Source organism: Mycobacterium kyorinense (genome assembly GCF_001672775.1).
GTDB lineage: Bacteria > Actinomycetota > Actinomycetes > Mycobacteriales > Mycobacteriaceae > Mycobacterium > Mycobacterium kyorinense_A.
Map to the genome: position 1 here is coordinate 18,849 of NZ_LZKJ01000034.1, position 25,056 is coordinate 43,904.

At 65.1% G+C, this 25,056-nt stretch carries 27 protein-coding genes and 1 pseudogene; 17 read left to right on the forward strand and 11 right to left on the reverse strand.

From position 1 onward, the window contains the following. Nucleotides 1-42: 42 nt before the first annotated feature. The 4 genes from ipdE1 to fadA6 are packed head-to-tail and all read left to right on the forward strand — an operon-like array spanning nucleotide 43 to nucleotide 3,731. Nucleotides 43-1,215, forward strand: a complete 1,173-nt coding sequence (gene ipdE1 / locus A5707_RS02340) for an acyl-CoA dehydrogenase IpdE1 (RefSeq protein ID WP_065012918.1) — start codon at nucleotides 43-45, stop codon at nucleotides 1,213-1,215. After that, a complete protein-coding gene (gene ipdF, locus A5707_RS02345; protein WP_065012919.1) occupies nucleotides 1,212-2,000 on the forward strand; it encodes a (5R,7aS)-5-hydroxy-7a-methyl-1-oxo-2,3,5,6,7,7a-hexahydro-1H-indene-carboxyl-CoA reductase in 789 nt (262 codons plus the stop codon). Before ipdE1 ends, ipdF begins: the two co-directional genes overlap by 4 nt. Then, nucleotides 1,997-2,581, forward strand: a complete 585-nt coding sequence (kstR2, locus tag A5707_RS02350) for a TetR family transcriptional regulator KstR2 (RefSeq protein ID WP_065012920.1) — start codon at nucleotides 1,997-1,999, stop codon at nucleotides 2,579-2,581. The genes ipdF and kstR2 overlap by 4 nt, the downstream gene beginning before the upstream one ends. A gap of 1 nt (nucleotide 2,582) precedes the next feature. Then, the gene (gene fadA6 / locus A5707_RS02355) at nucleotides 2,583-3,731 is read left to right on the forward strand and encodes a steroid 3-ketoacyl-CoA thiolase FadA6 (RefSeq protein ID WP_065012921.1); all 1,149 of its coding nucleotides are present in this window, start codon (nucleotides 2,583-2,585) and stop codon (nucleotides 3,729-3,731) included. Between the two features lie 87 nt (nucleotides 3,732-3,818). Here the strand turns inward: fadA6 and A5707_RS02360 are convergent, their stop codons facing one another. Further along, on the reverse strand, nucleotides 3,819-4,427 hold the full coding sequence (locus A5707_RS02360; RefSeq protein WP_065012922.1) for a TetR/AcrR family transcriptional regulator: 609 nt from the start codon (nucleotides 4,425-4,427) through the stop codon (nucleotides 3,819-3,821). Nucleotides 4,428-4,521: 94 nt separating this feature from the next. Between A5707_RS02360 and A5707_RS02365 the strand changes: the two genes are divergently transcribed. Continuing rightward, complete coding sequence (locus A5707_RS02365) at nucleotides 4,522-5,052, forward strand: polyketide cyclase (protein WP_065012923.1); 531 nt, start codon at nucleotides 4,522-4,524, stop codon at nucleotides 5,050-5,052. Next, nucleotides 5,049-5,729 (forward strand): DUF899 domain-containing protein, encoded by a 681-nt coding sequence (locus A5707_RS02370; RefSeq protein WP_156657487.1) that lies wholly within the window; start codon nucleotides 5,049-5,051, stop codon nucleotides 5,727-5,729. The genes A5707_RS02365 and A5707_RS02370 overlap by 4 nt, the downstream gene beginning before the upstream one ends. 91 nt (nucleotides 5,730-5,820) lie before the next feature. Here A5707_RS02370 and ipdC read toward each other — a convergent pair whose 3' ends face one another. Genes ipdC through echA20 form a run of 4 tightly spaced genes read right to left on the reverse strand, consistent with a single transcriptional unit; the run spans nucleotide 5,821 to nucleotide 9,299 of the window. Next, on the reverse strand, nucleotides 5,821-6,879 hold the full coding sequence (ipdC, locus tag A5707_RS02375; protein WP_065012924.1) for a (3aS,4S,5R,7aS)-5-hydroxy-7a-methyl-1-oxo-octahydro-1H-indene-4-carboxyl-CoA dehydrogenase: 1,059 nt from the start codon (nucleotides 6,877-6,879) through the stop codon (nucleotides 5,821-5,823). Nucleotides 6,880-6,928: 49 nt separating this feature from the next. Then, nucleotides 6,929-7,672, reverse strand: a complete 744-nt coding sequence (gene ipdB / locus A5707_RS02380) for a cholesterol ring-cleaving hydrolase subunit IpdB (RefSeq protein ID WP_065012925.1) — start codon at nucleotides 7,670-7,672, stop codon at nucleotides 6,929-6,931. Beyond that, nucleotides 7,669-8,547, reverse strand: coding sequence for a cholesterol ring-cleaving hydrolase subunit IpdA (ipdA, locus tag A5707_RS02385; RefSeq protein ID WP_065012926.1), 879 nt, complete (start codon nucleotides 8,545-8,547; stop codon nucleotides 7,669-7,671). Before ipdA ends, ipdB begins: the two co-directional genes overlap by 4 nt. Further along, nucleotides 8,544-9,299 (reverse strand): (7aS)-7a-methyl-1,5-dioxo-2,3,5,6,7,7a-hexahydro-1H-indene-carboxyl-CoA hydrolase, encoded by a 756-nt coding sequence (gene echA20, locus A5707_RS02390; RefSeq protein WP_065012927.1) that lies wholly within the window; start codon nucleotides 9,297-9,299, stop codon nucleotides 8,544-8,546. Before echA20 ends, ipdA begins: the two co-directional genes overlap by 4 nt. 56 nt (nucleotides 9,300-9,355) lie before the next feature. On the opposite strand from echA20, the gene A5707_RS02395 reads away from it, so the two are divergent. Genes A5707_RS02395 through A5707_RS02405 form a run of 3 tightly spaced genes read left to right on the forward strand, consistent with a single transcriptional unit; the run spans nucleotide 9,356 to nucleotide 12,074 of the window. Then, nucleotides 9,356-10,135 carry an SDR family oxidoreductase gene (locus A5707_RS02395; protein WP_419866380.1) on the forward strand — a complete coding sequence of 260 codons (780 nt, stop codon included), beginning with the start codon at nucleotides 9,356-9,358 and terminating at the stop codon, nucleotides 10,133-10,135. A 25-nt stretch (nucleotides 10,136-10,160) separates the two neighbouring features. After that, on the forward strand, nucleotides 10,161-11,066 hold the full coding sequence (locus A5707_RS02400; RefSeq protein ID WP_065012928.1) for an SDR family oxidoreductase: 906 nt from the start codon (nucleotides 10,161-10,163) through the stop codon (nucleotides 11,064-11,066). Between the two features lie 12 nt (nucleotides 11,067-11,078). Then, nucleotides 11,079-12,074 (forward strand): SDR family NAD(P)-dependent oxidoreductase, encoded by a 996-nt coding sequence (locus A5707_RS02405; protein ID WP_065012929.1) that lies wholly within the window; start codon nucleotides 11,079-11,081, stop codon nucleotides 12,072-12,074. Nucleotides 12,075-12,078: 4 nt separating this feature from the next. Here A5707_RS02405 and A5707_RS02410 read toward each other — a convergent pair whose 3' ends face one another. From A5707_RS02410 to A5707_RS02425, 4 genes are read right to left on the reverse strand one after another with little or no spacing between them, the layout of a single operon-like run. Then, nucleotides 12,079-12,531 (reverse strand): nitroreductase family deazaflavin-dependent oxidoreductase, encoded by a 453-nt coding sequence (locus A5707_RS02410; protein ID WP_065012930.1) that lies wholly within the window; start codon nucleotides 12,529-12,531, stop codon nucleotides 12,079-12,081. Between the two features lie 17 nt (nucleotides 12,532-12,548). After that, complete coding sequence (locus tag A5707_RS02415; protein WP_065012931.1) at nucleotides 12,549-13,001, reverse strand: nitroreductase family deazaflavin-dependent oxidoreductase; 453 nt, start codon at nucleotides 12,999-13,001, stop codon at nucleotides 12,549-12,551. Between the two features lie 12 nt (nucleotides 13,002-13,013). Continuing rightward, nucleotides 13,014-13,385, reverse strand: coding sequence for a hypothetical protein (locus A5707_RS02420; RefSeq protein ID WP_065012932.1), 372 nt, complete (start codon nucleotides 13,383-13,385; stop codon nucleotides 13,014-13,016). Then, nucleotides 13,386-14,549, reverse strand: coding sequence for a steroid 3-ketoacyl-CoA thiolase (locus A5707_RS02425; RefSeq protein ID WP_065012933.1), 1,164 nt, complete (start codon nucleotides 14,547-14,549; stop codon nucleotides 13,386-13,388). It lies immediately after the preceding gene. Between the two features lie 119 nt (nucleotides 14,550-14,668). On the opposite strand from A5707_RS02425, the gene A5707_RS02430 reads away from it, so the two are divergent. The 7 genes and pseudogenes from A5707_RS02430 (at nucleotide 14,669) to A5707_RS02460 (ending at nucleotide 21,584) form a co-directional block, all read left to right on the forward strand. Further along, a complete protein-coding gene (locus A5707_RS02430) occupies nucleotides 14,669-15,922 on the forward strand; it encodes a cytochrome P450 (RefSeq protein ID WP_065012934.1) in 1,254 nt (417 codons plus the stop codon). Nucleotides 15,923-15,959: 37 nt separating this feature from the next. Next, nucleotides 15,960-16,973 carry an acyl-CoA dehydrogenase family protein gene (locus A5707_RS02435; RefSeq protein WP_065012935.1) on the forward strand — a complete coding sequence of 338 codons (1,014 nt, stop codon included), beginning with the start codon at nucleotides 15,960-15,962 and terminating at the stop codon, nucleotides 16,971-16,973. Continuing rightward, entirely contained in the window at nucleotides 16,958-18,121 is a 1,164-nt protein-coding gene (fadE29, locus tag A5707_RS02440; RefSeq protein ID WP_065012936.1) for an acyl-CoA dehydrogenase FadE29, read from the forward strand. Before A5707_RS02435 ends, fadE29 begins: the two co-directional genes overlap by 16 nt. After that, nucleotides 18,118-19,071: a bifunctional MaoC family dehydratase N-terminal/OB-fold nucleic acid binding domain-containing protein gene (locus A5707_RS02445; RefSeq protein WP_065012937.1), complete on the forward strand. Its 954-nt coding sequence runs from the start codon at nucleotides 18,118-18,120 to the stop codon at nucleotides 19,069-19,071. The genes fadE29 and A5707_RS02445 overlap by 4 nt, the downstream gene beginning before the upstream one ends. Beyond that, complete coding sequence (locus tag A5707_RS02450; protein ID WP_065012938.1) at nucleotides 19,068-19,469, forward strand: MaoC family dehydratase; 402 nt, start codon at nucleotides 19,068-19,070, stop codon at nucleotides 19,467-19,469. Before A5707_RS02445 ends, A5707_RS02450 begins: the two co-directional genes overlap by 4 nt. Next, nucleotides 19,469-20,629 (forward strand): lipid-transfer protein, encoded by a 1,161-nt coding sequence (locus tag A5707_RS02455; protein WP_065012939.1) that lies wholly within the window; start codon nucleotides 19,469-19,471, stop codon nucleotides 20,627-20,629. The genes A5707_RS02450 and A5707_RS02455 overlap by 1 nt, the downstream gene beginning before the upstream one ends. A 117-nt stretch (nucleotides 20,630-20,746) precedes the next feature. Continuing rightward, nucleotides 20,747-21,584 (forward strand): annotated as a pseudogene (locus tag A5707_RS02460) (DUF559 domain-containing protein). Nucleotides 21,585-21,647: 63 nt separating this feature from the next. Here A5707_RS02460 and A5707_RS02465 read toward each other — a convergent pair. Continuing rightward, nucleotides 21,648-22,508, reverse strand: coding sequence for a MaoC family dehydratase (locus A5707_RS02465; RefSeq protein ID WP_065012940.1), 861 nt, complete (start codon nucleotides 22,506-22,508; stop codon nucleotides 21,648-21,650). Nucleotides 22,509-22,510: 2 nt separating this feature from the next. Next, entirely contained in the window at nucleotides 22,511-24,190 is a 1,680-nt protein-coding gene (kstD, locus tag A5707_RS02470; protein ID WP_065012959.1) for a 3-oxosteroid 1-dehydrogenase, read from the reverse strand. 72 nt (nucleotides 24,191-24,262) lie between these two features. Between kstD and A5707_RS02475 the strand changes: the two genes are divergently transcribed. Then, nucleotides 24,263-25,048 carry a 2-keto-4-pentenoate hydratase gene (locus A5707_RS02475; RefSeq protein WP_065012941.1) on the forward strand — a complete coding sequence of 262 codons (786 nt, stop codon included), beginning with the start codon at nucleotides 24,263-24,265 and terminating at the stop codon, nucleotides 25,046-25,048. Nucleotides 25,049-25,056: the final 8 nt, after the last annotated feature.

The following is a 25,056-nucleotide window of genomic DNA, read 5'->3' on the forward strand; positions in this document are numbered from 1 at the left end:
AGGGGCTAACAAAGCAAGTGCTTGGTAGGTTAGCCTACAGGGGTGCAGGACGTCGAGGAGTTCCGGGCCGAGGTCCGCGACTGGCTGGCCGCGAACCTGACTGGCGAGTTCGCCGCCCTCAAGGGGCTGGGCGGGCCGGGTCGGGAGCATGAAGCCTTCGAGGAGCGACGTGCGTGGAATCGGCATCTGGCGGCGGCGGGGCTGACCTGCCTCGGATGGCCGGTCGAACACGGCGGACGCGGTCTGTCCGTCGCTCACCGGGTCGCGTTCTACGAGGAGTATGCGATTGCCAACGCGCCCGCCAAGGTCAACCACTTCGGTGAGGAACTGCTCGGGCCGACGTTGATCGAGTTCGGCACGCCCGAGCAGCAACAGCGGTTTTTGCCCAAGATCCTCGACGTCACCGAACTGTGGTGCCAGGGCTACTCCGAGCCCGGCGCTGGTAGCGACTTGGCCAACGTGTCCACGACCGCGGTGCTCGACGGCGACCAGTGGGTGGTCAACGGGCAGAAGGTGTGGACGTCGCTGGCGCACTGGGCGCAGTGGTGCTTCGTCATCGCGCGCACCGAAAAGGGTTCCAAGCGGCACGCCGGATTGTCTTATCTGCTGGTGCCTCTCGACCAGCCTGGGGTGCAGATCCGTCCGATCGTCCAGCTCACCGGTGACTCGGAATTCAACGAGGTCTTCTTCGACGACGCCCGCACCGGCGCCGATCTGGTGGTCGGCGCGCCCGGTGACGGCTGGCGGGTCGCGATGGGAACGCTGACATTCGAGCGAGGCGTTTCGACGCTGGGGCAACAGATCGTCTACGCGCGCGAACTCGACGGCGTCGTCGAGCTGGCCAAGCGCACCGGCGCCGCCGACGATCCGCTGATCCGGGAACGACTGACCCGGTCCTGGGCCGGCCTGCGGGCGATGCGCAGCTATGCGCTGGCCACCATGGACGTCGAGGGAGGCGGCCGGGTCGCCGGAAAAGATAACGTGTCGAAGCTGTTGTGGGCCAACTGGCATCGGGAGCTGGGTGAGATCGCGATGGACGTGCGGGGCAAGGCCGGCATGGTACTGGCCGGCAGGCCGGGCAGCAGCGACTTCGACGAATGGCAGCGCCTGTACTTGTTCACCCGCGCCGACACCATCTATGGCGGCTCCAATGAGATCCAGCGCAACATCATCGCCGAGCGGGTGCTCGGCCTGCCCCGGGAGATCAAGGGATGACGCTTGCCAGCACACCGAAAGAGATTGACGGACACGGCCTTTTGGCCGGAAAGGTCGTGGTGATCACCGCCGCGGCGGGCACCGGCATCGGATCGGCCACCGCGCGGCGTGCACTGCTGGAGGGGGCCGACGTCGTCGTCTCCGACCACCATGAACGACGGCTGGGCGAGACCGCCGGCGAACTGTCGGCGTTGGGACTAGGCCGCGTCGAGCACGTGCTCTGCGACGTCACCTCCACCGCGCAAATCGACGCGCTGATCGCTTCGGCCACCGCGCGATTGGGCCGCATCGACGTCCTGGTCAACAACGCCGGGTTGGGTGGTCAAACCCCGGTGGCCGACATGACCGACGAAGAATGGGACCGTGTCCTCGACGTCACCCTGACATCGGTGTTCCGGGCCACCCGCGCAGCGCTGCGCTACTTCCGCGAAGCCGACCACGGCGGTGTGATCGTCAACAACGCCAGTGTCCTGGGCTGGCGCGCGCAGCACTCCCAATCGCATTATGCCGCAGCGAAAGCCGGGGTGATGGCGTTGACCCGTTGCGCGGCTGTCGAGGCGGTCGAGTACGGCGTGCGGATCAATGCGGTGTCGCCCAGCATCGCCCGGCACAAATTCCTCGACAAAACCACCTCGACCGAACTACTCGACCGGTTGTCGGCCGACGAAGCCTTCGGCCGCGCCGCCGAGCCGTGGGAGGTGGCCGCCACCATCGCGTTCCTGGCCAGCGACTACTCCAGTTACCTGACCGGAGAAGTGATTTCGGTATCGAGCCAGCACCCATGACCCGGCGTGAAGAACTCCTGGAGCTCGCCGCGACGATGATGGCCGAGCGCGGCCTGCGCGCCACGACCGTCCGCGATATCGCCGACGGCGCAGGCATTCTGTCCGGCAGCCTGTATCACCACTTCTCCTCCAAGGAGGAGATGGTCGACGAAGTGCTGCGTGGCTTTCTGGACTGGCTGTTTGACCGCTACCAGGAAATCATCGACACCGAACCCAATCCGTTGGAGCGACTCAAAGGCCTGTTCATGGCGTCGTTCGACGCGATCGAACACCGTCACGCCCAAGTCGTCATCTACCAGGACGAGGCCAAGCGTTTGTCGTCGCAGCCCCGGTTCTCCTACGTCGAAGACCTCAACAAACGGCAGCGCAAGATGTGGGTCGACGTGCTGCACCAGGGAATCGAGGAGGGCTACCTACGCCCCGATCTCGACGTCGACCTGGTTTACCGTTTCATCCGCGACACCACCTGGGTCTCGGTGCGCTGGTATCAGCCCGGCGGACCGCTTACCGCTCAGCAGGTGGGCCAGCAATACCTCGCGATAGTCCTGGGCGGAATCACCGCAAATAGAGAAGGAGTCTGAAATGACTGACGCGTACATCATCGACGCTGTGCGGACCGCGGTCGGCAAGCGCAACGGATCGCTGGCCGGTGTGCATCCGATCGACTTGGGGGTGGCCGCATTTCACGGGTTGTTCGACCGCGTCGACGTCGACCCCGCCGCCGTCGACGACGTCGTCGTGGGCTGCGTGGACGCACTGGGCGGGCAGGCCGGCAACATCGGCCGCAACGCCTGGTTGGCGGCCGGCTATCCCGAAGAGGTTCCGGGCGTCACCGTCGACCGCCAATGTGGGTCCAGTCAGCAGGCGATTTCTTTTGGCGCGCAAGCGATCATGTCGGGCACCGCGGATGTGATTCTGGCCGGTGGCATGCAGAACATGAGCCAGATCCCGATCGCGTCGGCGATGGTGGTCGGCAAGGAGTTCGGTTTCACTTCGCCCACCAGCGAGTCGAAGAACTGGCTGCACCGCTACGGTGATCAGGAAATCTCGCAGTTCCGTGGCGCGGAGCTGATCGCCGAGAAGTGGAACATCTCCCGCGAAGAGATGGAGCAGTTCGCACTGAGCAGCCACCAGCGTGCGCTGGCCGCGATCCATGGCGGGCACTTCGACAACGAGATCGTCGAGGTCGACGGGTTCCGGATCGACGAGGGTCCGCGCGAGACGTCGCTGGAGAAGATGGCGTCACTGAAGACCCTGTCCGAGGGAGGCCGGTTGACCGCAGCGGTCGCCAGCCAGATCTCCGACGGCGCCAGCGCGGTGCTGTTGGCGTCCGAGCAGGCCCTCAAGGATCACAAGCTCACACCGCGGGCCCGCATCCACCACATCAGTGCCCGCGGCGCCGACCCGGTGTTCATGTTGACCGGCCCCATTCCGGCGACCCGCTATGCGTTGGAGAAGACCGGGCTGTCGATCGAGGACATCGACGTGGTCGAGATCAACGAGGCGTTTGCGCCGGTCGTGTTGGCGTGGCTCAAGGAGATCAAGGCCGACCCGGAGAAGGTGAATCCCAACGGCGGCGCGATCGCCCTGGGTCATCCGCTCGGTGCAACCGGGGCCAAGCTGTTCGCCACCATGCTCAACGAGTTGGAGCGCACCGGCGGTCGGTACGGTTTGCAGACGATGTGTGAGGGCGGCGGCACCGCCAACGTCACAATCATCGAACGCCTGTAACCCTTTTGCGCGAGCGTGCGTGTCCCCGGGCGACACGCCGAGGCGTGTCGCGGGAACACGCACGCTCGCGGCATCAAAGGCGAGCCGTCACCGTGACAAGCCGGCAATGATGTCGTCGACCGTGCGCCCCGCCAACGCGTTGACCTCACGGCGATTCGCCCGCCGTAGGGGTCCGCGAAGCACCAGTTCGGCGAACCCATGCACCGCCGACCAACAGGGCCACTCGGCGTCGGCGCGTCGTTCGGCGGGCATAACGCCCGCCTTTACCATGGCGTCAAGGGCTTCCACCAGGGCGAGATACGGTGGGGCAATACCAGTTTCGGTCGGATCGTAGGCTAGATCGGCGCCGAAGAAGGCCGTCGAAAACCAGCCAGGCTCGTCAAGCGCAAACTTGATGTAGCCCAGCCCGACCGCCCGCAGCCGGGCACCTGCCTGCAGCTCGATAGAACCGCGCGGGTGCGTCGAGCTGTGCATCTGCGCGGCCATCCGGTGCTGGATGGCGGTGGCTACTGCGCGTAGTAATGCTTCGCGGTCGGCGAAGTGACGGTATGCCGCGTTAGGCGAAACTCCAACTCGCCGAGTCGCTTCCCGGATGGTGAGTGCGTCCGGTCCGCCGGAGCGGGTGAGTACGAGGCCTGCGTCGATCAGTGCGGTCCGCAGATCCCCGTGGTGATAAGCGGTCTTGGATTCAGCCAACTCTTGACCCTCCTCGGGCTCAAGTGTACGGTGTGAACATTACCCCAAATGTTGACAGCGTGAACATATACACCGATAGCACCCGGGAGCCACCATGACGGACGATGTAGTCAGCGAGGTTGCCATCATCGATGCGCCGGCCACCACCGTGTTTCGCCTCCTCGCCGACCCGGCGACGCACGCCGCCATCGACGGGACCGGGTGGGTCCGCGAAGCACTTGACGGACGGCAATTGGCCGAGGTGGGACAGATTTTTCGGATGGCGATGTATCACGACAATCACCCAACGGGAACCTACGAGATGGCGAACCAGGTGATCGTCTTCGAGCCGCCGCGCGCCATCGCGTGGAAACCGGGGCAAGACATCGCTGGCGATGGCAGCATCGAATTCGGCGGGTGGATTTGGCGATACGACCTTGCGCCAGTGCGTCCGTCCGAGACACAGGTCAGCTTGACTTACGACTGGTCGGCGGTGTCTGCCGCGATACGTGAGCACATCCAATTCCCGCCGTTCGCGCTCGACCACCTGAAGAACTCGCTGTTGAATCTCGGTGGGCTTGCCGCCGAGGCGGCCCCGGGTTCCCGCGCTATTTCAGGTATTAACGATGAAGGGAGACCGTCGTGATAACCGCCGCATTACCGCCCGTGGTGAACCAGGAGACCTGGCGGCGTGAACTCGATGTGTTGCGCGCCCGGGAGAAGGCCGCCACCCGCGAACTCGACGCGATCGCCGCGCAGCGACGACGCCTGCCGATGATCGAGATGCCGGTATACATATTGGAAGGCGAGAACGGACCGGTCCGGCTAGACGAGGTTTTTGACGGCAAGCAGCAGCTGATCGTGTACAACCACATGTGGTTCCCGGGTGAACAATGGCAATGTTCCGGCTGCACGGGATTCACGTCGCAGTTCACCCGGCTGGAATTCCTGGATAGCTACGACGCACGATTTGTCATTGTCACCCAGGGTCCTATCGACGAAGCGCTTGCGTACAAGCGGCGTGTGGGTAACCGGATGACGTGGTACTCGACTGCCGATAGCTCGTTCGGAGCCGATGTCGGAGCTCCGCCCAGCGGCGGGTTTGCGGTGAATGTCTTTCTACGCGATGGGGATCGGGTGTATCGCACCTGGCATACCAACGGGCGCGGGGTTGAACAGCTTAGTCATTCGTTCGCGCTGATCGACATATTGCCGTACGGGCGGCAGGAAGAGTGGCAGGATTCACCCGACGGCTGGCCCCAACACCCTACTTACAGCGGGTGGGCAAGCTCAGAGGAGATCGTGCGCGCCTACGGCGCCTAACGAATCTGACCCGTCGTCCGCGAGCGAGCGCAATCCCGCAATAACCAGCGGCGTGTCGACCGGGGACACGCACGCTCGCGGTATAAAGGGCCTACTCCACCAGCGCCGATGCCGCCTGCAGATGTTTGACGGCGTCAGCCACGATCGTCTGGATCAGCTCGGCGCACGACGGCAGATCTTCGAGGATGCCGGCCACCTGACCGGAGGCCAATACGCCGGCATCGGTGTTACCTTCCACCAGACCGGCTTTCAGTAACATCGGGGTGTTAGCGGCCATCACCACCTGCGACCACGTGAGATCTTTGCCGTGCCGCATCGCCAGGCCGTCACGGATCATCGATGGCCATGTCATCTGCGACATCTTCTTGAATTTCCCGGCGTTGCGGATCGCGGCAGTGAAACCTCTTGCCCGCGAGCCGCTTTCCAGCTTCTCCACCAACCCTGTACGCAGCACGCGATGCGGCATGCCGTCGACGCGGGTGGTAACCACGGTCCCGTCCAACGCGGACTCCAGATACCGCTGTTTGACCGCGTCGGGAACAGTGGAATCCGAGGTCAGCAGAAACCGGGTGCCCATCGCCACCCCGGCCGCCCCGTAACTCAGCGCCGCGGCCAGACCACGGCCGTCGAAAAAGCCGCCGGCCGCGATCACCGGAATCTTCACGGCGTCCAGCACCGACGGCAGCAGCAGCGTCGTCGCGACGGGGCCGGTGTGCCCGCCGCCCTCGCCGCCCTGCACGATCACCGCATCGGCACCCCAGGAGGCCACCTTGCGGGCGTGCTTGGCGGCGCCGACCGACGGAATCACTACTGAGCCGGCGTCTTTGAGCCGGTTGATCAGTTCCTGCTTGGGCGCCAACGCGAACGACGCCACTTTCACGCCCTCGCGGATCATCAGATCCACCCGGTCGCCGGCGTCAGCGGCATCGGCGCGGATGTTGACACCGAACGGTTTGTCGGTGGCGGCCTTGACTTTCCCGATCGCAATCGCCAACTCGTCGACGGTCATCGTCGCAGATGCCAAGATCCCCAGGCCGCCGGCGTTCGCAGTGGCCGAGACCAGTCGCGCCCCGGCCACCCAGCCCATCCCGGTTTGCACCACCGGGTGCTGGACGCCGACCAACTCGGTCAGCGGTGTCCGCAACCTCATAGCCACCGCCGACGACGCAGAGCCAAGCGATGCGGAGAAGGCGGAATAATCATGACCGCACCTCTTTGTCGCGCAACGACTTCGGATCGATGACCTCGCGGATCAACCGCAGCTCGTCCTCGCCCGGCGGCGGGGTCTCTTGCGCGTCGGACAAGCCATGTACCTCGAACGAGGTAGCCTCCTGCACGTCCTCAGCGGATACGCCCGGGTGCAGGGTCAATGCCCGCATCGTGTGGTCGGGACCGCCGAAGTCGAACACGCCGAGGTTGGAGATCACCCGGTGCACGTTGACGAACCGGAACGCCGGGTTTTCCGGGTCGACTTTGTCGTAGCCGATCCCCGACACTACGTCGACGGCGTCGCAGAACACCCGCTTGGAGTGGTTGCCGACCCAGTAGCTGGTGGCGTGGTTGATCGTGTTGCCCGGCGCGCCGCGGACGCCGAACATCTGCCGGGTCGGGTGCTGTAGCGGGCCGAACGCGGACAGGTTCTGATTGCCATAGCGGTCAACCTGATTGGCGCCCATCACCACATGCCGTCTGCCCCAGGCCAGCGTCTCGAACACGCGCCCGAACGGCATCCACCCTTCGACGGCGCCGGTGGCGCCCAACGTCGGGGTATCCGCCAAAAGTTGTGCCTCCCCGTCGGTGATCAGGATGTCGGGCGAAAACGTCAACCGGGCCAGCCTCGCGCCGACCGAGGCCACTGTGGTCATCGGGCTGATCATGATCTCGCCGGCGCCCCGGAACAGCTCGGCGCAGGCCATCACGCAAACTTCGGCTCGGGTGATCATGCGGACTCCTCGAACTTGCGCACGGCCGTTTGATAGTCGGCTTCACTGCCGGACAGATAGGTGGCGACGAACTGCTGCCAGGTTTCTTCCGACGCGGCGGCCTGGGCGTAGTGCCGTTGGAATTTCTCGTCGCGTCCGTAGTCGGGTGCAGCGGTGGTGAAGTGGGCGCCGCCGGGGGCTTCTACAACACCGTCGACCATCATCCGGTTCACCAGCAGGCCCTGCGGCGGCACCGCTTTGACCAGCTCCTCGGTCGAGACCAGGCGCTCCACGGACAAATAGCGCTTCTCGGCGGCCATCAGATACAAGTCGTCGAAGTACGGATCGATACCGGTGTAAGCGGCATTGCCCTGCGCATCACCGAGATTGAGGTGGACGAACGCCGCGTCCAGGCGCAGTGCCGGCATCGCGATCAGCGTCTCGTGCCGCCCGTCGGGCGCCGGATACGGCGAGCGGACCGTGGCCAGTTCGCCCTCGAAGAAGTCGAGCACCGAACTGCCCAGCCCGGCGCGGATCGGCAGGAACGGTAAGCGTTGCGCCGCTGCCTGGAGCCCACAACGCAGCATGCCCTCGTCCATTTCCCGGGCTTCGATCGCGCCGCTGGTGCGCGCTTTGGCGAACCACGGGTCATAGAACGGCGGCGAGTCCAGTGAGACGAAGCCGTAGTAGACGCGGCGCACTTTGCCGGCTGAGCACAGCAAGCCGATGTCTGGGCCGCCGTAGGTGACGACGGTCAGATCCTTGACGTCCGAACGCAGGATCGCACGAACGAACGCCATCGGCTTGCGCCGCGACCCCCAGCCGCCGATCCCGATGGTCATCCCACTGCGCAGTTCAGCAACGGCATCGTCGAGAGTGGTCCGCTTGTCGCTCACTTCTTGCCCTTTTCCGTGCCGGCGAACGCGTCGCGGTGCTCGTCGGCGACGCCCGCGAGGTTGAGTTCGAAGGTAAAGCCTTGCTCCATGCGGTAACTGGAATTGACGCGCTGCACGTCGATGAGGTTCAGGGCTTCCTTGGCTGCCCGGATCACCCGGGTGTCCTTGGCTGCGATATCACGGGCGACCCGTAACGCGGCCTCGTCCAACTGATCTCGCGGCACCACTTCGTGCACCGAGCCGAAGTGGTGCAGGGTGGCGGCATCAACGGTGGCCGCGGTGAAGAACAGCCGCCGCATCATGTGCTGCGGCACCAGCCGGGACAGGTGGGTGGCCGCGCCCAGCGCGCCGCGCTCCACCTCCGGTAGACCGAACGTGGCATCGTCGGACGCAACGATGACGTCAGCGTTGCCGACCAGCCCGATCCCGCCGCCGACGCAGAACCCGTTGACCGCCGCGATCACCGGGACCGCACATTCGTAGACCGCCCGGAACGCGGCGAAGCAACCGCGGTTGGCATCGATCAGCGCGGTGAAGCCCTCCGTACGCTGCATCTCCTTGATGTCGACGCCCGCGTTGAAGCCACGGCCCTCGGCCCGCAGGATCACCGCGTGGGTGTCGGGGTCGTCGCCGGCGGCGGTCAGCGCGTCGGCGAGTTCAAACCAGCCGCCCGACGGAATGGCGTTGACCGGGGGAAAGTCGACGGTGACCGCGACGATGCCCGGTTCTTTGACGGCGGATGTGATCGTCAATTGGCACTCCCTGGGGTCGGCTACCTAAGCAAGCACTTGCTTGGTACGCTAGCACAGTGACCCGCACCGAAGGAGACCCTGCAATCAATCTGGGCCTGGCCGGGCGGGTAGTGCTGGTGACCGGCGGCGTTCGTGGGGTGGGCGCCGGGATCAGCGCGGTTTTCGCCGGACAAGGCGCAACCGTGGTCACCTGCGCGCGGCGTGCGGTCGAGGGCCTGCCCTATGAGTTTCACTCCTGCGACGTCCGGGACGACGACGCCGTCAAGGCGATGATCGATGCCGTCGTCGACCGGCACGGCAGCCTGGACGTCGTCGTCAACAACGCCGGTGGTTCCCCGTACGTGCTCACCGCGGATTCCAGCGTCAAGTTCAACCGCAAGATCATCGAACTCAATCTCATTGGCGCGCTGTCGGTTTCACAACATGCAAACGACAAGATGCAAAATCAGCCAGGTGGTGGCTCGATCGTCAACATCACCAGTGTCAGCGGTCGACGGCCGACTCCGGGCACCGCTGCCTACGGTGCGGCCAAGGCGGGTGTGGAAAGCCTCACGCAGACGTTGGCGGTGGAATGGGCGCCGAAGGTCAGGGTGAACGCGTTGGTGGTGGGCATGGTCGAAACCGAGCAGGCCGACTTGTTCTACGGCGATGCTGAGTCGATCGCCGCGATTTCGAAGAACGTGCCGCTCGGCCGACTTGCCAAGCCGGACGACATCGGTTGGGCGGCAGCATTTCTGGCGTCGGATGCGGCGTCCTACATCAGCGGTGCCGCGTTGGAAGTGCACGGGGGCGGTGAGCCGCCGCATTATCTGGCTACAACGACCGCGATCACGTAGAGGAGTCGAAAAGGATGGGTAGGGGATGGGAATAGTCGACGGCCGGGTGGTCATCGTCACCGGAGCGGGCGGCGGCATCGGCCGTGCGCACGCATTGGCATTCGCGGCCGAAGGTGCGCGTGTCGTGGTCAACGACATCGGGGTGGGTCTGGACGGCTCGCCGGCGGGCGGCGGTAGCGCAGCACAAGGCGTGGTCGACGAGATCACCGCGGCCGGCGGCGAAGCCGTCGCCAACGGATCCAACGTCGCCGACTGGGATCAGGCGGCAGCTTTGGTTCAGACCGCGGTCGAGACCTTCGGTGGTCTGGATGTTCTGGTCAACAACGCCGGCATCGTGCGGGACCGGATGATGGCCAACACCAGCGAGGAGGAGTTCGACGCGGTGATCGCCGTGCACCTCAAAGGGCACTTCGCCACGATGCGCCATGCCGCGTCGTACTGGCGCGGCCTGTCCAAAGAGGGCAAAGCCGTCGACGCGCGGATCATCAACACCAGTTCGGGTGCGGGCCTGCAGGGCAGCGTCGGGCAGGGGAACTACAGCGCGGCCAAGGCCGGCATCGCGGCCATGACGCTCATCGGCGCCGCCGAGATGGGCCGGTACGGCGTTACCGTCAACGCGATCGCACCCTCGGCGCGCACCCGAATGACCGAGACCGTGTTCGCCGAGATGATGGCCACTCAGGACGACGATTTCGACGCGATGGCGCCGGAGAACATCTCGCCGCTGGTGGTGTGGCTGGGCAGCAGCGAATCAAGAGATGTGACCGGCAAGGTTTTTGAGGTCGAGGGCGGCAAGATTCGTGTCGCCGAAGGTTGGGCGCACGGCCCGCAGGTCGACAAGGGCGCCAAGTGGGATCCGGCCGAACTCGGCCCGGTGGTCGCCGACCTGTTGACCAAGGCGCGGCCCCCGGTCCCGGTCTATGGGGCCTGAGAGCAGTCAGCGGTGAAAGTTCTGGTGACCGGCGGCACCGGTTTCGTCGGCGCGTGGACGGCGAAGGCCGTGGCTGATGCCGGTCATCAGGTGCGGTTCCTTGTCCGCAATCCGGCGCGGCTGGAGTCCAGTGCAGCACGGCTCGGCGTAGAGACCTCAGACCACGTCGTCGGCGACATTGCCGACGCCGAGGCGACCGGTGCTGCGTTGGACGGCTGTGACGCAGTGATCCACTGCGCGGCAATGGTTTCCACGGATCCGCACCAGGCGGATGCGATGCTGCGGACGAACCTCGACGGCGGACGGCACGTGTTGGGCGCCGCCGTGGAACGCGGGCTGGATCCGATCGTGCATGTGTCAAGCTTTACTGCGTTGTTCCGGCCAGGGCTCAAAATGCTTCGGGCCGGACTTCCGGTGGTCGGCGGAACCGACGGCTATGGCCGGTCCAAGGCGGCAGTTGAGAGATATGCGCGGTCGCTGCAGGAGTCGGGAGCGCCGGTGGCCATCACCTATCCGGGAATGGTGCTCGGTCCGCCCGCCGGGAGCCAGTTCGGCGAGGCCGCCGACGGCGTGCAGGCGGCGATCCAGATGCGCGGCCTGCCCGGGCGCAGCGCCGCCTGGACCATCGTCGACGTGCGTGACCTCGCGGCGCTGCACGCTGCGCTGCTCACGCCCGGCAAGGGTCCACGCCGCTATACGGCCGGGGGCCAACGCGTTCCGGTCGGCGACTTGGCGTCGATGATCGGTTCGGCCGCGGGCCGCCCACTTCGGGTGTACCCGCTGCCGGACATTCTGTTGCGAGGCATCGGCCTGGCCTTCGACAAGGTCGGTGGGTATCTGCCCTTCGATACGCCGATCAGCGAGGCGGCAATGCGGTACTACACGCAGATGCCACCGTCAGATGACACACCAAGCGAGCAAGATCTCGGCATCACCTACCGCGACCCGCGAGAGACGTTGGCCGACACCTTTTCCGGGCTGCGCCAAGTCGGCAGGCTGCCGGGCTGACGCGTCAGGCGGGCTCGCAGACCACCAACGGGATCACCCGGTCGGTGGCGTCGCGGTATCCGCGGTAGGGCGGATAGATCCGGGTGAGCGGCGGCCAGTAGCGGTCCCGCTCCTCGTCGGTGGCGTCCCGGGCGGCAAGTTGCAGCCGCTCGGCGCGGATTTGGACTTCGACCATCGGATTGGTTTGGAGATTGAGGTACCAGGTCGGGTTCTCGGCGCGGCCACCGAAAGACGCCGGCACAATCACCCGGTCGCCGTCGCGCAGATACAGCGTCGGTGTGGTCCGTGGCGCGCCCGACTTACGGCCGGTCGTGGTCAGCAGCGCCGCCGGAAACCACAACAATTTCGCACCGAGTCGGCCATTAGTGCGCCGATACACCCAAATGTGCGCGCGGGCGAAGTATTTGAGCAACAGGGCCAAGAACCGGGAATTGCGAATCCAGCGTTGCTGCGTCACATCACCCAGAATAGAAGTTACGGGTCGCAGATGACGACCGGGATGACGCGGTCGGTCCAGGACTGGTAATCGTCGAAAGAGGAGTACATCTCGACAAGCCGGGGCCAGTAGTGTGCGCGCTCGTCGTCGGTCGCGTCGCGCGCCGTCAGCTGCAGCACTTCCTTTTTGATCTGCACCTGCACTCGGGGGTTGGCCTTGAGGTTCAGGTACCACATCGGGTTGTTGGTGCGCCCGCCCTGCGACGCCACCAGCACTACGCGGTCGCCGTCGCGCAGGAACAACAAAGGGCTGACCCGCGGCTGGCCGGTCTTGCGACCGGTGGTGGTCAACAGCGCCACCGGCGCGCCCTGTAGGAACTTGCCGCCGACCTTGCCGCCGGTCGCCTTGTACAACCACGAGTTGACTCGCGACATCCATTTGATGAAGGTGCCGGTGCGGGCAGAGTTGAGGGCGCGCGGCGGATTTGCCATCTGCGGTGTGACCTAACGTCGAATGAACGGGCGAAGGTGAGCCCGGATGTGATGGATCGTGCCGTCCGGGATGAGAAACGTCTCGTCGACATGCGCGCACACGCGGCGCCCGGCGAACGACGGCTTGGTGATCACGTCGAACCGCGCCCGCACCTGATCGCCGTCGACGCTGAACTCCGGCGTGGTGGTTTCCGCGATCACCCGGTACTGCGGTCCGCGATTAAGGCTGCGCCGCAAGTGGTTTCCGGAAAAGCCGGTCTTGAGTCCGGCCTCGATCCTGACGCAGTTCGGCGCGAACGGGACGGCGTCTGCGCGGTGGGTGGCCAGGGCGTCGATATACGACTGCGCGGCGGCGATCCGCTCGGCGTCGGAAACCTGACTCACCTAAATCCGCTCGATGATGGTGCCGGTCGAAAGGGCGCCGCCGGCACACATGGTGATCAGCGCAGTGTTTTGGTCGGTGCGCTCCAGTTCGTGCAGCGCGGTGGTGATCAACCGGCTGCCGGTGCAACCCACCGGATGCCCCAGCGCAATCGCGCCGCCGTTGACGTTGACCCGGGCCATGTCGGGGTTGTGCACCCGCGCCCAGGACAGCACCACCGACGCGAACGCCTCGTTGATCTCGACGAGATCGATGTCGCCCATCTTCATGCCCGCCTTCTCCAGCACCTTGGCGGTGGACTGCACCGGGCCGTCGAGGTGGTAGTAGGGCTCCGCGCCGACGAGTGCTTGGCTGACGATGCGGGCGCGCGGCTTGAAACCCAGCGCCTTCGCCTTGTCCTCGTCCATCCACAGCACCGCCGCCGCGCCGTCCGAAATCTGCGACGACGTGCCCGCGGTGTGGATACCGCCGTCGAGCACCGGCTTCAATCCGGCCAGGCCTTCCAGCGTGGTGTCGCGCAGACCCTGGTCACGGCTCACCATGTGCCGCTCGCTCGTCGGCTGCTTCTGCTCGTCGAGCACCGGTGCTTCGATCGGTGAGATCTCCCGATCGAAGCGACCCTCGTCCCAGGCCTGCTTGGCATGAAGCTGCGATGCCAGTCCGAACTCGTCGATGTCTGCTCGGGTGATGCCGCGCCGCTTGGCGATGCGCTCGGCGGCCTCGAACTGGTTGGGCATGTCGATGTCCCATGATTCGGCTCGGATGGCGCCACGGTCCGGGCCGGCGTTGGCGCCCAGCCCGACCCTGCTCATCGCCTCAATGCCGCAAGCGATCCCGATGTCGATGGCGCCGGCCGCGATCAATCCCGCCACCAGGTGGTTGGCCTGTTGCCCACTGCCGCATTGGCAGTCCACGGTGGTGGCCCCCACGTGCTCCGGCAGCCCCGCCGTCAACCAGCCCACCCGGCTGATGTTGTTCGACTGCTCGCCGTACTGGGTGACGCACCCACCGATGACCTGTTCGACGTCGCCCGCGTCGATGCCGGCCTTGTCGACCAGCGCCTTTTGCACGGCGCCCAGCAACTCGGTGGCATGCAGCCCCGACAACCATCCGTTGCGTTTGCCGATCGGGCTGCGGGTGGCTTCAACAATGACAGGATTACCCATGCGGCCAGGCTAGAACACGTTTCATTACTCTGACAAGCGAGGATGCGTTCCCGCCTTTTGTCTGCGGTGAAGCCGTGTTTTACTGGCACTAGAACACGTTGCATTGAGGAGCGCACAACATGCCAACCCCCAATCTGCCCGCTGGGTTCGATTTCCTCAACCCTGACATCAATGTCGAAGGTCTTCCGGTCGAGGAGTTCGCCGAGTTGCGTCGCCTCGCGCCGATCCACTGGATCGAACAGGCCCCGGGCAAGGGTGGTGGCTTTAACGACGGCGGCTACTGGGCGATCACCAAGCACAAGGACGTCAAGGAAGTGTCGCTGCGCAGCGAGGTCTTCTCCAGTTACGAGAACTGCGTGATTCCGCGGTTCGAAGACGACATGGCGCGGGAGAACATCGAGGTTCAACGGTTCGTCATGCTCAACATGGACGCACCACACCATACCCGGCTGCGCCGCATCATTTCGCGAGGCTTCACTCCGCGGAACATCGAGCGGCTGCGTGACGAACTCAACGAACGCGCGCAAAACATCGTAAAAGCCGCCGCGGCGGCTGGGACCGGTGATTTCGTCGAGCAGGTGTCGTGCGAGCTGCCGCTACAGGCCATCGCCGGTCTGCTCGGCGTTCCGTTGGAAGACCGCGACAAGCTGTTCCGCTGGTCCAACGAGATGACCGGCAGCGAAGACCCCGAATACGCCGACATCGACCCGCAGATGTCGTCGGTCGAGCTGATCCAGTACGCCATGCAACTGGCCGCCGCCAAGACGGAAAATCCCGGTGAAGACATCGTCACCACGCTGATCAACGCCGACATCGAAGGCGAGAAACTCTCCGACGACGAGTTCGGGTTTTTCGTGGTGATGCTGGCGGTCGCCGGCAACGAGACCACTCGCAACTCGATCACCCACGGCATGATCGCGTTCTCCGAGCACCCCGACCAGTGGGAGCTGTTCAAAAAAGAGCGCCCAGCAACTACCGCTGACGAAATCGTCCGCTGGGCAACGCCCGTCACCTGCTTCCAGCGCACCGCGCTGGAGGACTACGAGTTGTCCGGTGTGCAAATTAAGAAGGGGCAGCGAGTGGTGATGTTCTACCGCTCGGCCAACTTCGACGAGGAAGTCTTCGACGACCCGTTCACCTTCAACATTCTGCGCGACCCCAATCCGCATGTGGGCTTCGGCGGCACCGGCGCGCACTACTGCATCGGCACCCACCTGGCCCGGTTGACGATCGACCTGATCTTCAACGCGGTAGCCGACCACGCACCGGACATGCTGCCGCTGGCTCAACCCGAGCGGCTACGGTCGGGGTGGCTCAACGGCATCAAGCACTGGCAGGTCGACTACAGCGGCAAGTGCCCCGTCGCGCACTGATCGCAGACTGCGGGGAAATGAATCAAGGAGGATTCGGGTGGATTTCAGTCCGGACCCGGCACAACAGGCTGTCGCCGATGTGGTCACCTCGGTACTGGACCGGGACAACAGCTTTGACGCGTTAGTCGCGGGCGGAGTGACCGCGCTGCCGGTGCCGGAACGTCTCGGCGGCGACGGTGTCGGTCTGCCCGAGGTGGCGACGGCACTGACCGAGATCGGTCGCCACGGTCTCGTCGGGCCGGCGCTCGCCGTCCTCGGACTTGCCGCGGTGCCGATGCTGGACCTGGCTTCCGACGATCAGCAGGACCGCTACCTCGCCGGCCTGGCCAAAGGCACGCTCATCACCGCCGCGCTGAATGAGCCCGGCGCGGCGCTGCCGGAGCGGCCGGCCACCACGCTGACCGGGAAGCAGCTGTCCGGCACGAAGGTTGGCGTCGGATATGCCGAACACGCTGAGTGGATCCTGGTCACCGCCGACAGCGGAGTCGTCGTCGTGTCACCCAAGGCCGATGGCGTACAGGTGGTGAAAACCCCGACCTCCAATGGATCTGACGAGTACGCTGTGACCTTCTCCGACGTCGAGGTGGACGGTGTGCTCGACGGGGCGAGCGCTCATCGGGTCAACCAACTGGCGTTGGCGATGATCGGCGCTTACGCCGCCGGATTGGTCGCCGGTGCGCTTCGGCTGACCGCCGACTACGTGGGCAGTCGCGAGCAATTCGGTAAGCCGCTGTCGACCTTCCAGACAGTGGCCGCACAACTCGCCGAGGTCTACATCGCTTCCCGGACCATCGATCTGGCGTCGACGTCGGTGGTGTGGCGACTGGCCGAAGGCCGCGACGCCGCCGACGACCTCGACGTGCTCGGCTACTGGATCACGTCGCAGGCGCCGCCGGTGATGCAGATATGTCACCATTTGCACGGCGGGATGGGGATGGACATCGACTACCCGATGCACCGCTACTACTCCACAATCAAGGACCTGACCCGGCTGCTGGGCGGCCCGTCGCATCGTCTCGACTTGGTGGGAGCGCAATGTTCATCGATCTGACGCCCGAGCAGCGACAGCTGCAAGCCGAACTGCGGCAGTATTTCTCGAATCTGATCAGCTCGGATGAAGCCAAGGCGATGGAATCCGACCGGCACAACGAGGCTTACCGGGCGGTGATCCGGCGAATGGGCCAGGACCGTAAGCTCGGCGTCGGATGGCCAAAAGAGTTCGGCGGCCTGGGTTTCGGCCCGATCGAGCAGCAGATCTTCGTCAACGAAGCTCATCGAGCCGACGTGCCGTTGCCTGCCGTGACACTGCAGACGGTGGGCCCCACCCTGCAGGTGTTCGGCAGTGAAATGCAGAAGGAGAAGTTTCTGCCGGCGATCCTGGCCGGTGAGGTGCACTTCGCGATCGGTTACACCGAGCCGGAAGCCGGTACCGACCTCGCGTCGTTGCGGACCACCGCCGTGCGCCACGGCGACGAGTACATCGTCAACGGGCAGAAAGTCTTCACCACCGGTGCCCACGACGCCGACTACATCTGGCTGGCCTGCCGCACCGACCCCGATGCCGTGAAGCACAAAGGGATTTCAATCCTGATCGTCGACACCAAAGATCCCGGCTACTCGTGGACGCCGATGATCCTGGCTGACGGCGCTCACCACACCAACGCCACCTACTACAACGACGTTCGGGTTCCCGCCGACATGCTGGTCGGCGAGGAGAATGGCGGCTGGCGGCTGATCACCACCCAGCTCAACAACGAGCGGGTGATGCTCGGTCCCGCCGGCCGCTTTGCCAGCATCTACGACAGGGTGCATGCGTGGGCGTCCAAGCCCAGCAGCGACGGCGTCACTCCGATCGATCACGACGATGTCAAACGTGCACTGGGTGAGATCCATTCGATCTGGCGGATCAACGAATTGCTCAATTGGCAGGTTGCTGCCGCAGGCGAAGACATCAACGTGGCAGACGCCGCGGCAACGAAAGTGTTTGGCACCGAGCGTGTCCAGTACGTGGGCCGACTTGCCGAGGAGATCGTCGGCAAGTATGGCAACCCCGCCGAGCCGGAGACCGCCGAGCTGCTGGAGTGGCTGGATTCTCAGACCAAGCGCAACCTGGTGATCACCTTCGGCGGCGGGGTCAACGAGGTCATGCGTGAGATGATCGCGGCCGCTGGGCTCAAGGTGCCGAGGGTCCCGCGATGAGCGATCTGCACGCTGCCGTCGAGCAAGTCAAAGCGGCGGGCAAGAGCAAGCCGCGGCTTGGGCGGGATCCGGTGAACCAGTCCATGATTCACCACTGGGTGGACGCCATCGGCGACCAGAACCCGATCTACGTCGACGAGGCGGCGGCCAACGCCGCCGGCCACCCTGGGATTGTCGCGCCGCCGGCAATGATTCAGGTTTGGACGATGATGGGGCTCGGCGGCTCTCGTCCGGACGACGATCCGCTCGGCAAAATCATCGAGCTTTTCGACAACGCGGGCTACGTCGGGGTGGTCGCCACCAACTGCGAGCAGACCTACCACCGCTACCTCCGCCCCGGCGAGGAAGTCAGCGTCACTGCCGAGCTGACAGACGTCGTCGGCCCCAAGCAGACCGCGCTGGGCGAGGGCTATTTCATCAACCAGCACATCGTCTGGCAGGTGGGCGACGAGGACGTCGCCGAAATGAACTGGCGGATCTTGAAGTTCATTCCGCGCGACCGGCAGTCCGACGCTGCGCCGGTTCCCGACGACCTCGAGGCCGACAAGATGATGCGGCCGGCGTCGTCGCGGGACACCAAGTTTTTCTGGGACGGTGTCAACGCGCATGAGTTGCGCATCCAGAAGCGCGATGACGGCAGCCTGCAGCATCCGCCGGTACCGGCCATCTGGCAGGACAAACAAGCGCCGATCGACTACGTCGTCGCCAGCGGCAAGGGCACCGTATTTAGCTTCGTGGTGCACCACGCACCGAAGGTGCCCGGCCGCACGTTGCCGTTCGTCATCGCGCTGGTCGAACTCGAAGAAGGCGTGCGGATGCTTGGTGAGCTCCGCAACGTGGACCCCGCATCGGTGGAGATCGGAATGCCCGTACGCGCAACGTATATCGACTTTCCCGCCAACGACGTGGGTCCGGCGTGGACGCTGTACGCGTGGGAGCCCGACGCATGAGCGCGCCGGTTGCCGAGGTCGGCACGGTGCTGCCAGAGCTCAAGCTGTACGGCGACCCGACCTTCATCGTCTCGACGGCGATCGCCACTCGCGACTACCAGGACGTGCACCACGATCGGGACAAGGCGCAAGCCAAGGGATCCAAGGACATCTTCGTCAACATCCTGACCGACACCGGTTTGGTGCAGCGCTACCTCACCGACTGGGCCGGACCGACGGCGATCATCAAGTCGATCGGGCTGCGGCTGGGTGTGCCGTGGTACGCCTACGACACGGTGACGTTCAAGGGCGAGGTCACGGCGATCGAGAACGGCCTGATCACATGTAAAGTCGTGGGCAGCAACAGCCTTGGCGACCACGTCATCGCAAATGCGACGTTGACGATCGGAGATGCCTGATGCTGTCGGGTAAGGCCGCGATCGCCGGTATCGGCGCCACCGACTTCTCGAAGAACTCCGGTCGCAGCGAGTTGCGGTTGGCCGCCGAGGCCGTTCTCGACGCGCTCGACGACGCGGGCCTCACACCGGCCGACGTCGACGGCATGGTCACCTTCACGATGGACTCCAATACCGAGGTCGCGATTGCACGGGCCACCGGAATCGGGGAGCTGAAGTTCTTCTCCAAGATCCATCATGGCGGGGGCGCGGCGTGCGCCACCATCCAGCAGGCAGCCATCGCGGTGGCGACCGGTGTCGCAGATTGTGTTGTGGCGTATCGGGCTTTCAACGAACGATCGGGCATGCGGTTCGGGCAGGTGCAGACCCGGCTGGTGGAAAACGCCGACTCGACCGGCGTCGACAACTCGTTCTCGTACCCGCACGGCCTATCGACACCCGCCGCGCAGGTTGCGATGATCGCCAAGCGCTACATGCACCTGTCCGGCGCGACCAGCCGCGACTTCGGTGCGATTTCGGTGGCCGATCGCAAGCACGCTGCCAAAAATCCCAAGGCCTACTTCTACGAGAAGCCGATTACGATTGAGGATCACCAGAATTCGCGGTGGATCGCCGAACCGCTACGGCTGCTGGACTGCTGCCAGGAGACCGATGGTGCGGTGGCCCTCGTCGTCACATCGGTGGAGCGGGCCAAGGATCTGAAGAACCGGCCCGCGGTCATCGAGGCCGCCGCCCAAGGGTCGAGTCCCGACCAGTATTCGATGGTCAGCTACTACCGGCCCGAGCTCGACGGCCTGCCGGAGATGGGACTGGTCGGCAAGCAACTGTGGCAGCAGTCCGGGTTGAAGCCCACCGACATCCAAACCGCGGTGCTGTATGACCACTTCACCCCGTTCACGCTGATCCAATTGGAGGAGTTGGGATTCTGCGGCTGGGGCGAGGCCAAGGACTTCATCGCCGACGGCGCGATCGAGATCGGCGGGCGGCTGCCGATCAACACACACGGTGGTCAGCTCGGCGAGGCCTACATCCACGGCATGAACGGGATCGCCGAAGGCGTGCGGCAATTGCGGGGAACGTCGGTGAACCCGGTTCCCGACGTCGAACATGTACTCGTCACCGCCGGCACCGGCGTGCCGACATCGGGCTTGATCCTGGGCTGAGCTTCTTCCCTTCCCGCCGAGGGTGAACTTAGGTTCACGTTGGCCGCCGAGTGTGAACCTAACTTCACGCTCGACGGGTGAAGTGACGCGCGGTGCTACCCGTGACACGCTGCCGCCATGGCGGGACCATTCATCGCCAGCGAAGCCATCTCAGCTGGCACTCTGACCAAGAGCCAGCTGACCACGCGTCATACCCGGCTGTTCCGCGATGTCTACATCGCCAACGACAGCGAGATCACAGCTGCCGACCGTGCTACCGCAGCGTGGTTGTGGTCGCGACGGCGCGGCGTCGTCGCGGGCTTCTCGGCCTCGGCTCTGCATGGCAGCGAATGGGTGGACGCCGCGCAGCCCGCCGAACTCATCCACGACAACCGCCATCGGCTGGCCGGGCTCCACGTGCGTAGCGATCAGCTCTATCCCGACGAGATCCAGGACATTGGCGGCCTGCTGGTCACCACCCCAGCCAGGACTGCGGTTGATCTGGCCTGCTGGCATCCCACAATCCCCGCGGTGGCCGGCCTCGATGCGTTGGCTCGCGCCACTGAGCTCAAAGACGTAGAGGTGCAGGCAATCATGCAGCGCTGCGACGGTCGGCGGGGGATTGCGCGCACGGGTATCACTGGATCTGGTCGATGCCGGCGCGGAGTCGCCGAAGGAGAGCTGGCTGCGCGTCATCGTGATTCAGGCGGGGCTACCTAGGCCGCGGACCCAAATCCCGGTCTACGACGACTTCGGTGAGGTGTTCGCTTATCTCGATATGGGCTGGCCCGAGGTGAAGGTGGCAGTCGAGTATGACGGCGAACAACATCGAAAAGATCGCATCCGCTACAGGTGGGACGTCAGGCGACATGAGAAGCTTCAACGCTGCGGGTGGATTGTCATCCGGGTGCTGGCCGGCGATCGGGAAATCGACATCATTCGCCGTGTCCGCGCGGCACTAGCCCGTCGAGCGTGAAGTTAATCTCACTCTCGAGCGCGAGCGTGAACTTAAGTTCACGCTCGGCGCCGAAGAAGAAAACTACGCCGGCACCAGCTCGACGCCCGAGAGCACGACGGCGTTCTCCCGCGACGGCGCGACCACGTTGGCCAGGATGCGCCCGTCTTCCTTCCAGACGTCGGCTCGCAACGTCTCGCCGGGAAACGCCACGCCAGCGAAGCGGGCGCCATAGGAGCCGACGGCGGCGACGTCGGCGTCCAGTAACGCGTCGACGATGGCCTTGCACGTCATGCCGTAGGTGCACAGGCCGTGCAGGATCGGACGGTCAAAGCCTGCGGCAGCGGCGAATTCGGGATCCGAATGCAGCGGATTGCGATCCCCGCACAGCCGGTAGAGCAGCGCCTGCTGCGGCAGGATCGGTATTTCCAGCTCGACGTCGGGCCCGCGATCCGGTGCGGCCGCCGAGGTCGACGGTCCGCGCTCGCCACCGAACCCGCCTTCGCCGCGGGCAAAAATCGACCGCCGCTGCGTCCACAGAACGGTGCCGTCCGGCGCAGTCACGGTGGTTTCGGACCAGATCACCGCGGCCTTGCCCTTGTCCCAGATATCGGTGAACCGGGTGACGGCGCGCGCCGAACCGGACGGCGGCAACGGCGCGGGCGCCGAAACCTGTTCGCTGGCATGCAGCACTCTGCTCAACTCGATGTCGATCCCGGGGAACTGCACGGTCGGCGGTTTGGTGGCGTGGAAGGTAGCGGCCACGTTGCCGAACGTCGGCAGAACCTGCGGTGTGTCATCGATCAGATAACGCAGCTCGCGGGAATCCATCGGATCGGCGCCGGCACCCAGGGCCAAGTGGTAGAGCTGCACATCGCTGCTGCTCCAAGAGAATTCGATCGGCTCCAACTCGGCAGCAAGGGCAACGTCGACATCAATTGGCATTCCTATGCCTCCCCTGCGATGTGCAGCGCCGCCAGGTAACCGAATGTCATCGCCGGCCCGATGGTGCCGCCCGGCCCGGGATAAGTGTGGCCCATCACCGGGGCGCTGACGTTGCCCGCCGCGTACAGCCCTTCGATGACGCTGCCGTCATCGCGGAGCGCACGCCCGTGTACGTCGGTGCGGATACCGCCCTTGGTACCCAGATCGCCGGGCACCATCTTGGCCGCGTAATAGGGCGGGCGGCTGATCTCGCCGAGGTTGGGATTGGGCTTGTTGGTCGGATCGCCGTAGTAGCGGTCGTAGGCGCTCTCCCCGCGGTGATAGTCCTCGTCGACGCCGGAGCGCGCAAAGCCGTTGAAGCGCTGGACGGTTGCTACGAACTCGTCGGTCGGCAGGCCTGCCTTCTCGGCGAGCTGTTCGAGCGTGTCGGCTTGGATGATCACCCCGGACTCCATCCACTTGCGTGGAATACGTTGTCCGGGCTGCAATCCCGCAAAGATGTAGCGGTCGCGGTATTGCTGGTCGAACACCAGCCACGCGGGAATGTTCTCGCCCGGCCCCGGTCCCTGGCCGTGTTCTCCGCCGTACATGTGATGGCATGCCTCGACGTAGGGCATCGACTCGTTCATGAACCGCTTGCCTGACATGTTGACGATGATCGAGCCGGGGGAGTTGCGCTCCGACAGCGCAAACCACGGTGCGCCGACCAGCGGCACCGTCGGCCCCCACCAGGCGTCTTCCATCAGTTCTAATGTGGCGCCGAGCTTTTCGGCCGCAACAATGCCGTCACCGGTGTTCGCCTTGGCCCCGACCGTCCACTCGGTGGTGATCGGCGCGCGCTGGTACTTCACCCGCATCTGCTCGTTGTGCTCGAATCCACCGCTGGCCAGGATCACTCCGCGCCGCGCTGTGATCAGTGTGGGCTCCGCTGCGTCAGAAGCGCTGTCGACGACATACACCCCGCGCACCACGCCGTCCTCGACGTAAAGATCCGTCAAAGCGGTGTTCAGCCGCACCGGAACACCGGCCTTCTGCAATCCGATTCGCAGCGGCCCGATCAGCGCGCGTCCCATCCCGACGAGGTTCTTACCGGTTGTCTTGGCCCACATCGTGCGCGCGCCGACTTTCAGGCTGCGCAGCACGCCGCGCGGATGACGCTTGAGCTGATTCAGCCGGACGTAATCCTGCTGCATCACAACCACATTGAGCGGAACCTTGCCGTACGGCGGCTCCAGCCCGGGCAGGTCATCGCCCAGCTTGTTGGCGTTGAACGGCTTCGGCTCGATGGAACGGCCGCCGGGACGTCCGCCCGGCGCCTCCGGGTAGTAGTCGGAGTAGGCCGGCACCCAGCACATCTTCAGCGGGGTGTGTTGCAGCACGAACGACAGCATCTCGGGCCCGCGCTGCAGATAGGTGTCGATGCGTTCGGGCTCGACGACGTCGCCGACGATTCCGTGCAGATAGGTGCGTGCCGCGTCGGCGGTGTCGGTGACGCCGTCGCGCTTGAGGACCTCGTTGTTGGGAATCCAGACGCCGCCCCCCGAGCGAGCGGTCGAACCGCCGTAGTGTGCGGCCTTCTCGACGACTACTGTCGAGAGACCCCGGTGAGCGGCGGTAAGGGCAGCGACCATGCCCGCGCCGCCGCTGCCGACTACGACGACGTCGTACTCCTGAGCTGTCATGTAGAACACGTTATAGAATTGCCCTGGCTGGGCGCTACCGCCCCGGTCACACCGACGAGGGGACTTCGGTCAATGATCCCGGTTGCCACCCGTGACGAGCTGGCCGCCGACCTGGCGCAGGCGGAGCGGAGTCGTGAGCCGATTGCGCCGTTGACGGCTGCCCACCCCGACATCGACGTCGTCGACGCCTACGAGATCCAGCTGATCAACATCCGTCAGCGGGTGGCCGAGGGAGCCCGCATCGTGGGTCACAAGGTGGGGCTGTCGTCGCTGGCGATGCAACAGATGATGGGCGTCGACGAGCCGGACTACGGTCACCTGCTCGACGAGATGCAGGTGTTCGAAGATCAACCCGTCACCGCGGCGAATTACCTCTACCCGCGGGTAGAGGTGGAGGTGGGGTTCATCCTGGCCGCCGACCTTCCCGGCGCGGGCTGCACCGAAGACGACGTGCTGGCCGCTACCGAGGCGTTCGTGCCGTCGATCGAGCTGATCGACACCCGCATCACCAATTGGCAGATCAAGCTGTGCGACACCATCGCCGACAACGCGTCGTCGGCCGGGTTCGTGTTGGGCCAAGCCCGCGTGTCGCCGGCCGACATCGACATCACGAGCATCGACGCCGTCTTGACCCGCAGCGGGGAAGTGGTGGCCAAGGGCCGCAGCGACGCGGTGCTGGGCAACCCGGTCACTGCGGTGGCGTGGCTGGCACGCAAGGTGGAAAGTTTCGGGGTGCGGCTGCGCGCCGGCGACATCGTGTTGCCCGGTTCGTGCACCCGGGCTATCGATGCGCGCCCAGGGGACGATTTTGTCGCCGATTTCGCCGGACTGGGGTCCGTCCGGCTGACGTTCGAATAAGAGGAGCA

What these genes read in the sequence shown, in the direction of transcription:
- ipdF (WP_065012919.1), top strand. Translation starts at nt 1,212, where the DNA reads ATGACGCTTGCCAGCACACCGAAAGAGATTGACGGACACGGCCTTTTG.
- kstR2 (WP_065012920.1), top strand. Translation starts at nt 1,997, where the DNA reads ATGACCCGGCGTGAAGAACTCCTGGAGCTCGCCGCGACGATGATGGCC.
- fadA6 (WP_065012921.1), top strand. Translation starts at nt 2,583, where the DNA reads ATGACTGACGCGTACATCATCGACGCTGTGCGGACCGCGGTCGGCAAG.
- A5707_RS02365 (WP_065012923.1), top strand. Translation starts at nt 4,522, where the DNA reads ATGACGGACGATGTAGTCAGCGAGGTTGCCATCATCGATGCGCCGGCC.
- ipdC (WP_065012924.1), bottom strand. Translation starts at nt 6,879, where the DNA reads ATGAGGTTGCGGACACCGCTGACCGAGTTGGTCGGCGTCCAGCACCCG.
- ipdB (WP_065012925.1), bottom strand. Translation starts at nt 7,672, where the DNA reads ATGATCACCCGAGCCGAAGTTTGCGTGATGGCCTGCGCCGAGCTGTTC.
- A5707_RS02400 (WP_065012928.1), top strand. Translation starts at nt 10,161, where the DNA reads ATGGGAATAGTCGACGGCCGGGTGGTCATCGTCACCGGAGCGGGCGGC.
- A5707_RS02415 (WP_065012931.1), bottom strand. Translation starts at nt 13,001, where the DNA reads ATGGCAAATCCGCCGCGCGCCCTCAACTCTGCCCGCACCGGCACCTTC.
- A5707_RS02425 (WP_065012933.1), bottom strand. Translation starts at nt 14,549, where the DNA reads ATGGGTAATCCTGTCATTGTTGAAGCCACCCGCAGCCCGATCGGCAAA.
- A5707_RS02430 (WP_065012934.1), top strand. Translation starts at nt 14,669, where the DNA reads ATGCCAACCCCCAATCTGCCCGCTGGGTTCGATTTCCTCAACCCTGAC.
- fadE29 (WP_065012936.1), top strand. Translation starts at nt 16,958, where the DNA reads ATGTTCATCGATCTGACGCCCGAGCAGCGACAGCTGCAAGCCGAACTG.
- A5707_RS02445 (WP_065012937.1), top strand. Translation starts at nt 18,118, where the DNA reads ATGAGCGATCTGCACGCTGCCGTCGAGCAAGTCAAAGCGGCGGGCAAG.
- A5707_RS02450 (WP_065012938.1), top strand. Translation starts at nt 19,068, where the DNA reads ATGAGCGCGCCGGTTGCCGAGGTCGGCACGGTGCTGCCAGAGCTCAAG.
- A5707_RS02455 (WP_065012939.1), top strand. Translation starts at nt 19,469, where the DNA reads ATGCTGTCGGGTAAGGCCGCGATCGCCGGTATCGGCGCCACCGACTTC.
- A5707_RS02465 (WP_065012940.1), bottom strand. Translation starts at nt 22,508, where the DNA reads ATGCCAATTGATGTCGACGTTGCCCTTGCTGCCGAGTTGGAGCCGATC.
- kstD (WP_065012959.1), bottom strand. Translation starts at nt 24,190, where the DNA reads ATGACAGCTCAGGAGTACGACGTCGTCGTAGTCGGCAGCGGCGGCGCG.
- A5707_RS02475 (WP_065012941.1), top strand. Translation starts at nt 24,263, where the DNA reads ATGATCCCGGTTGCCACCCGTGACGAGCTGGCCGCCGACCTGGCGCAG.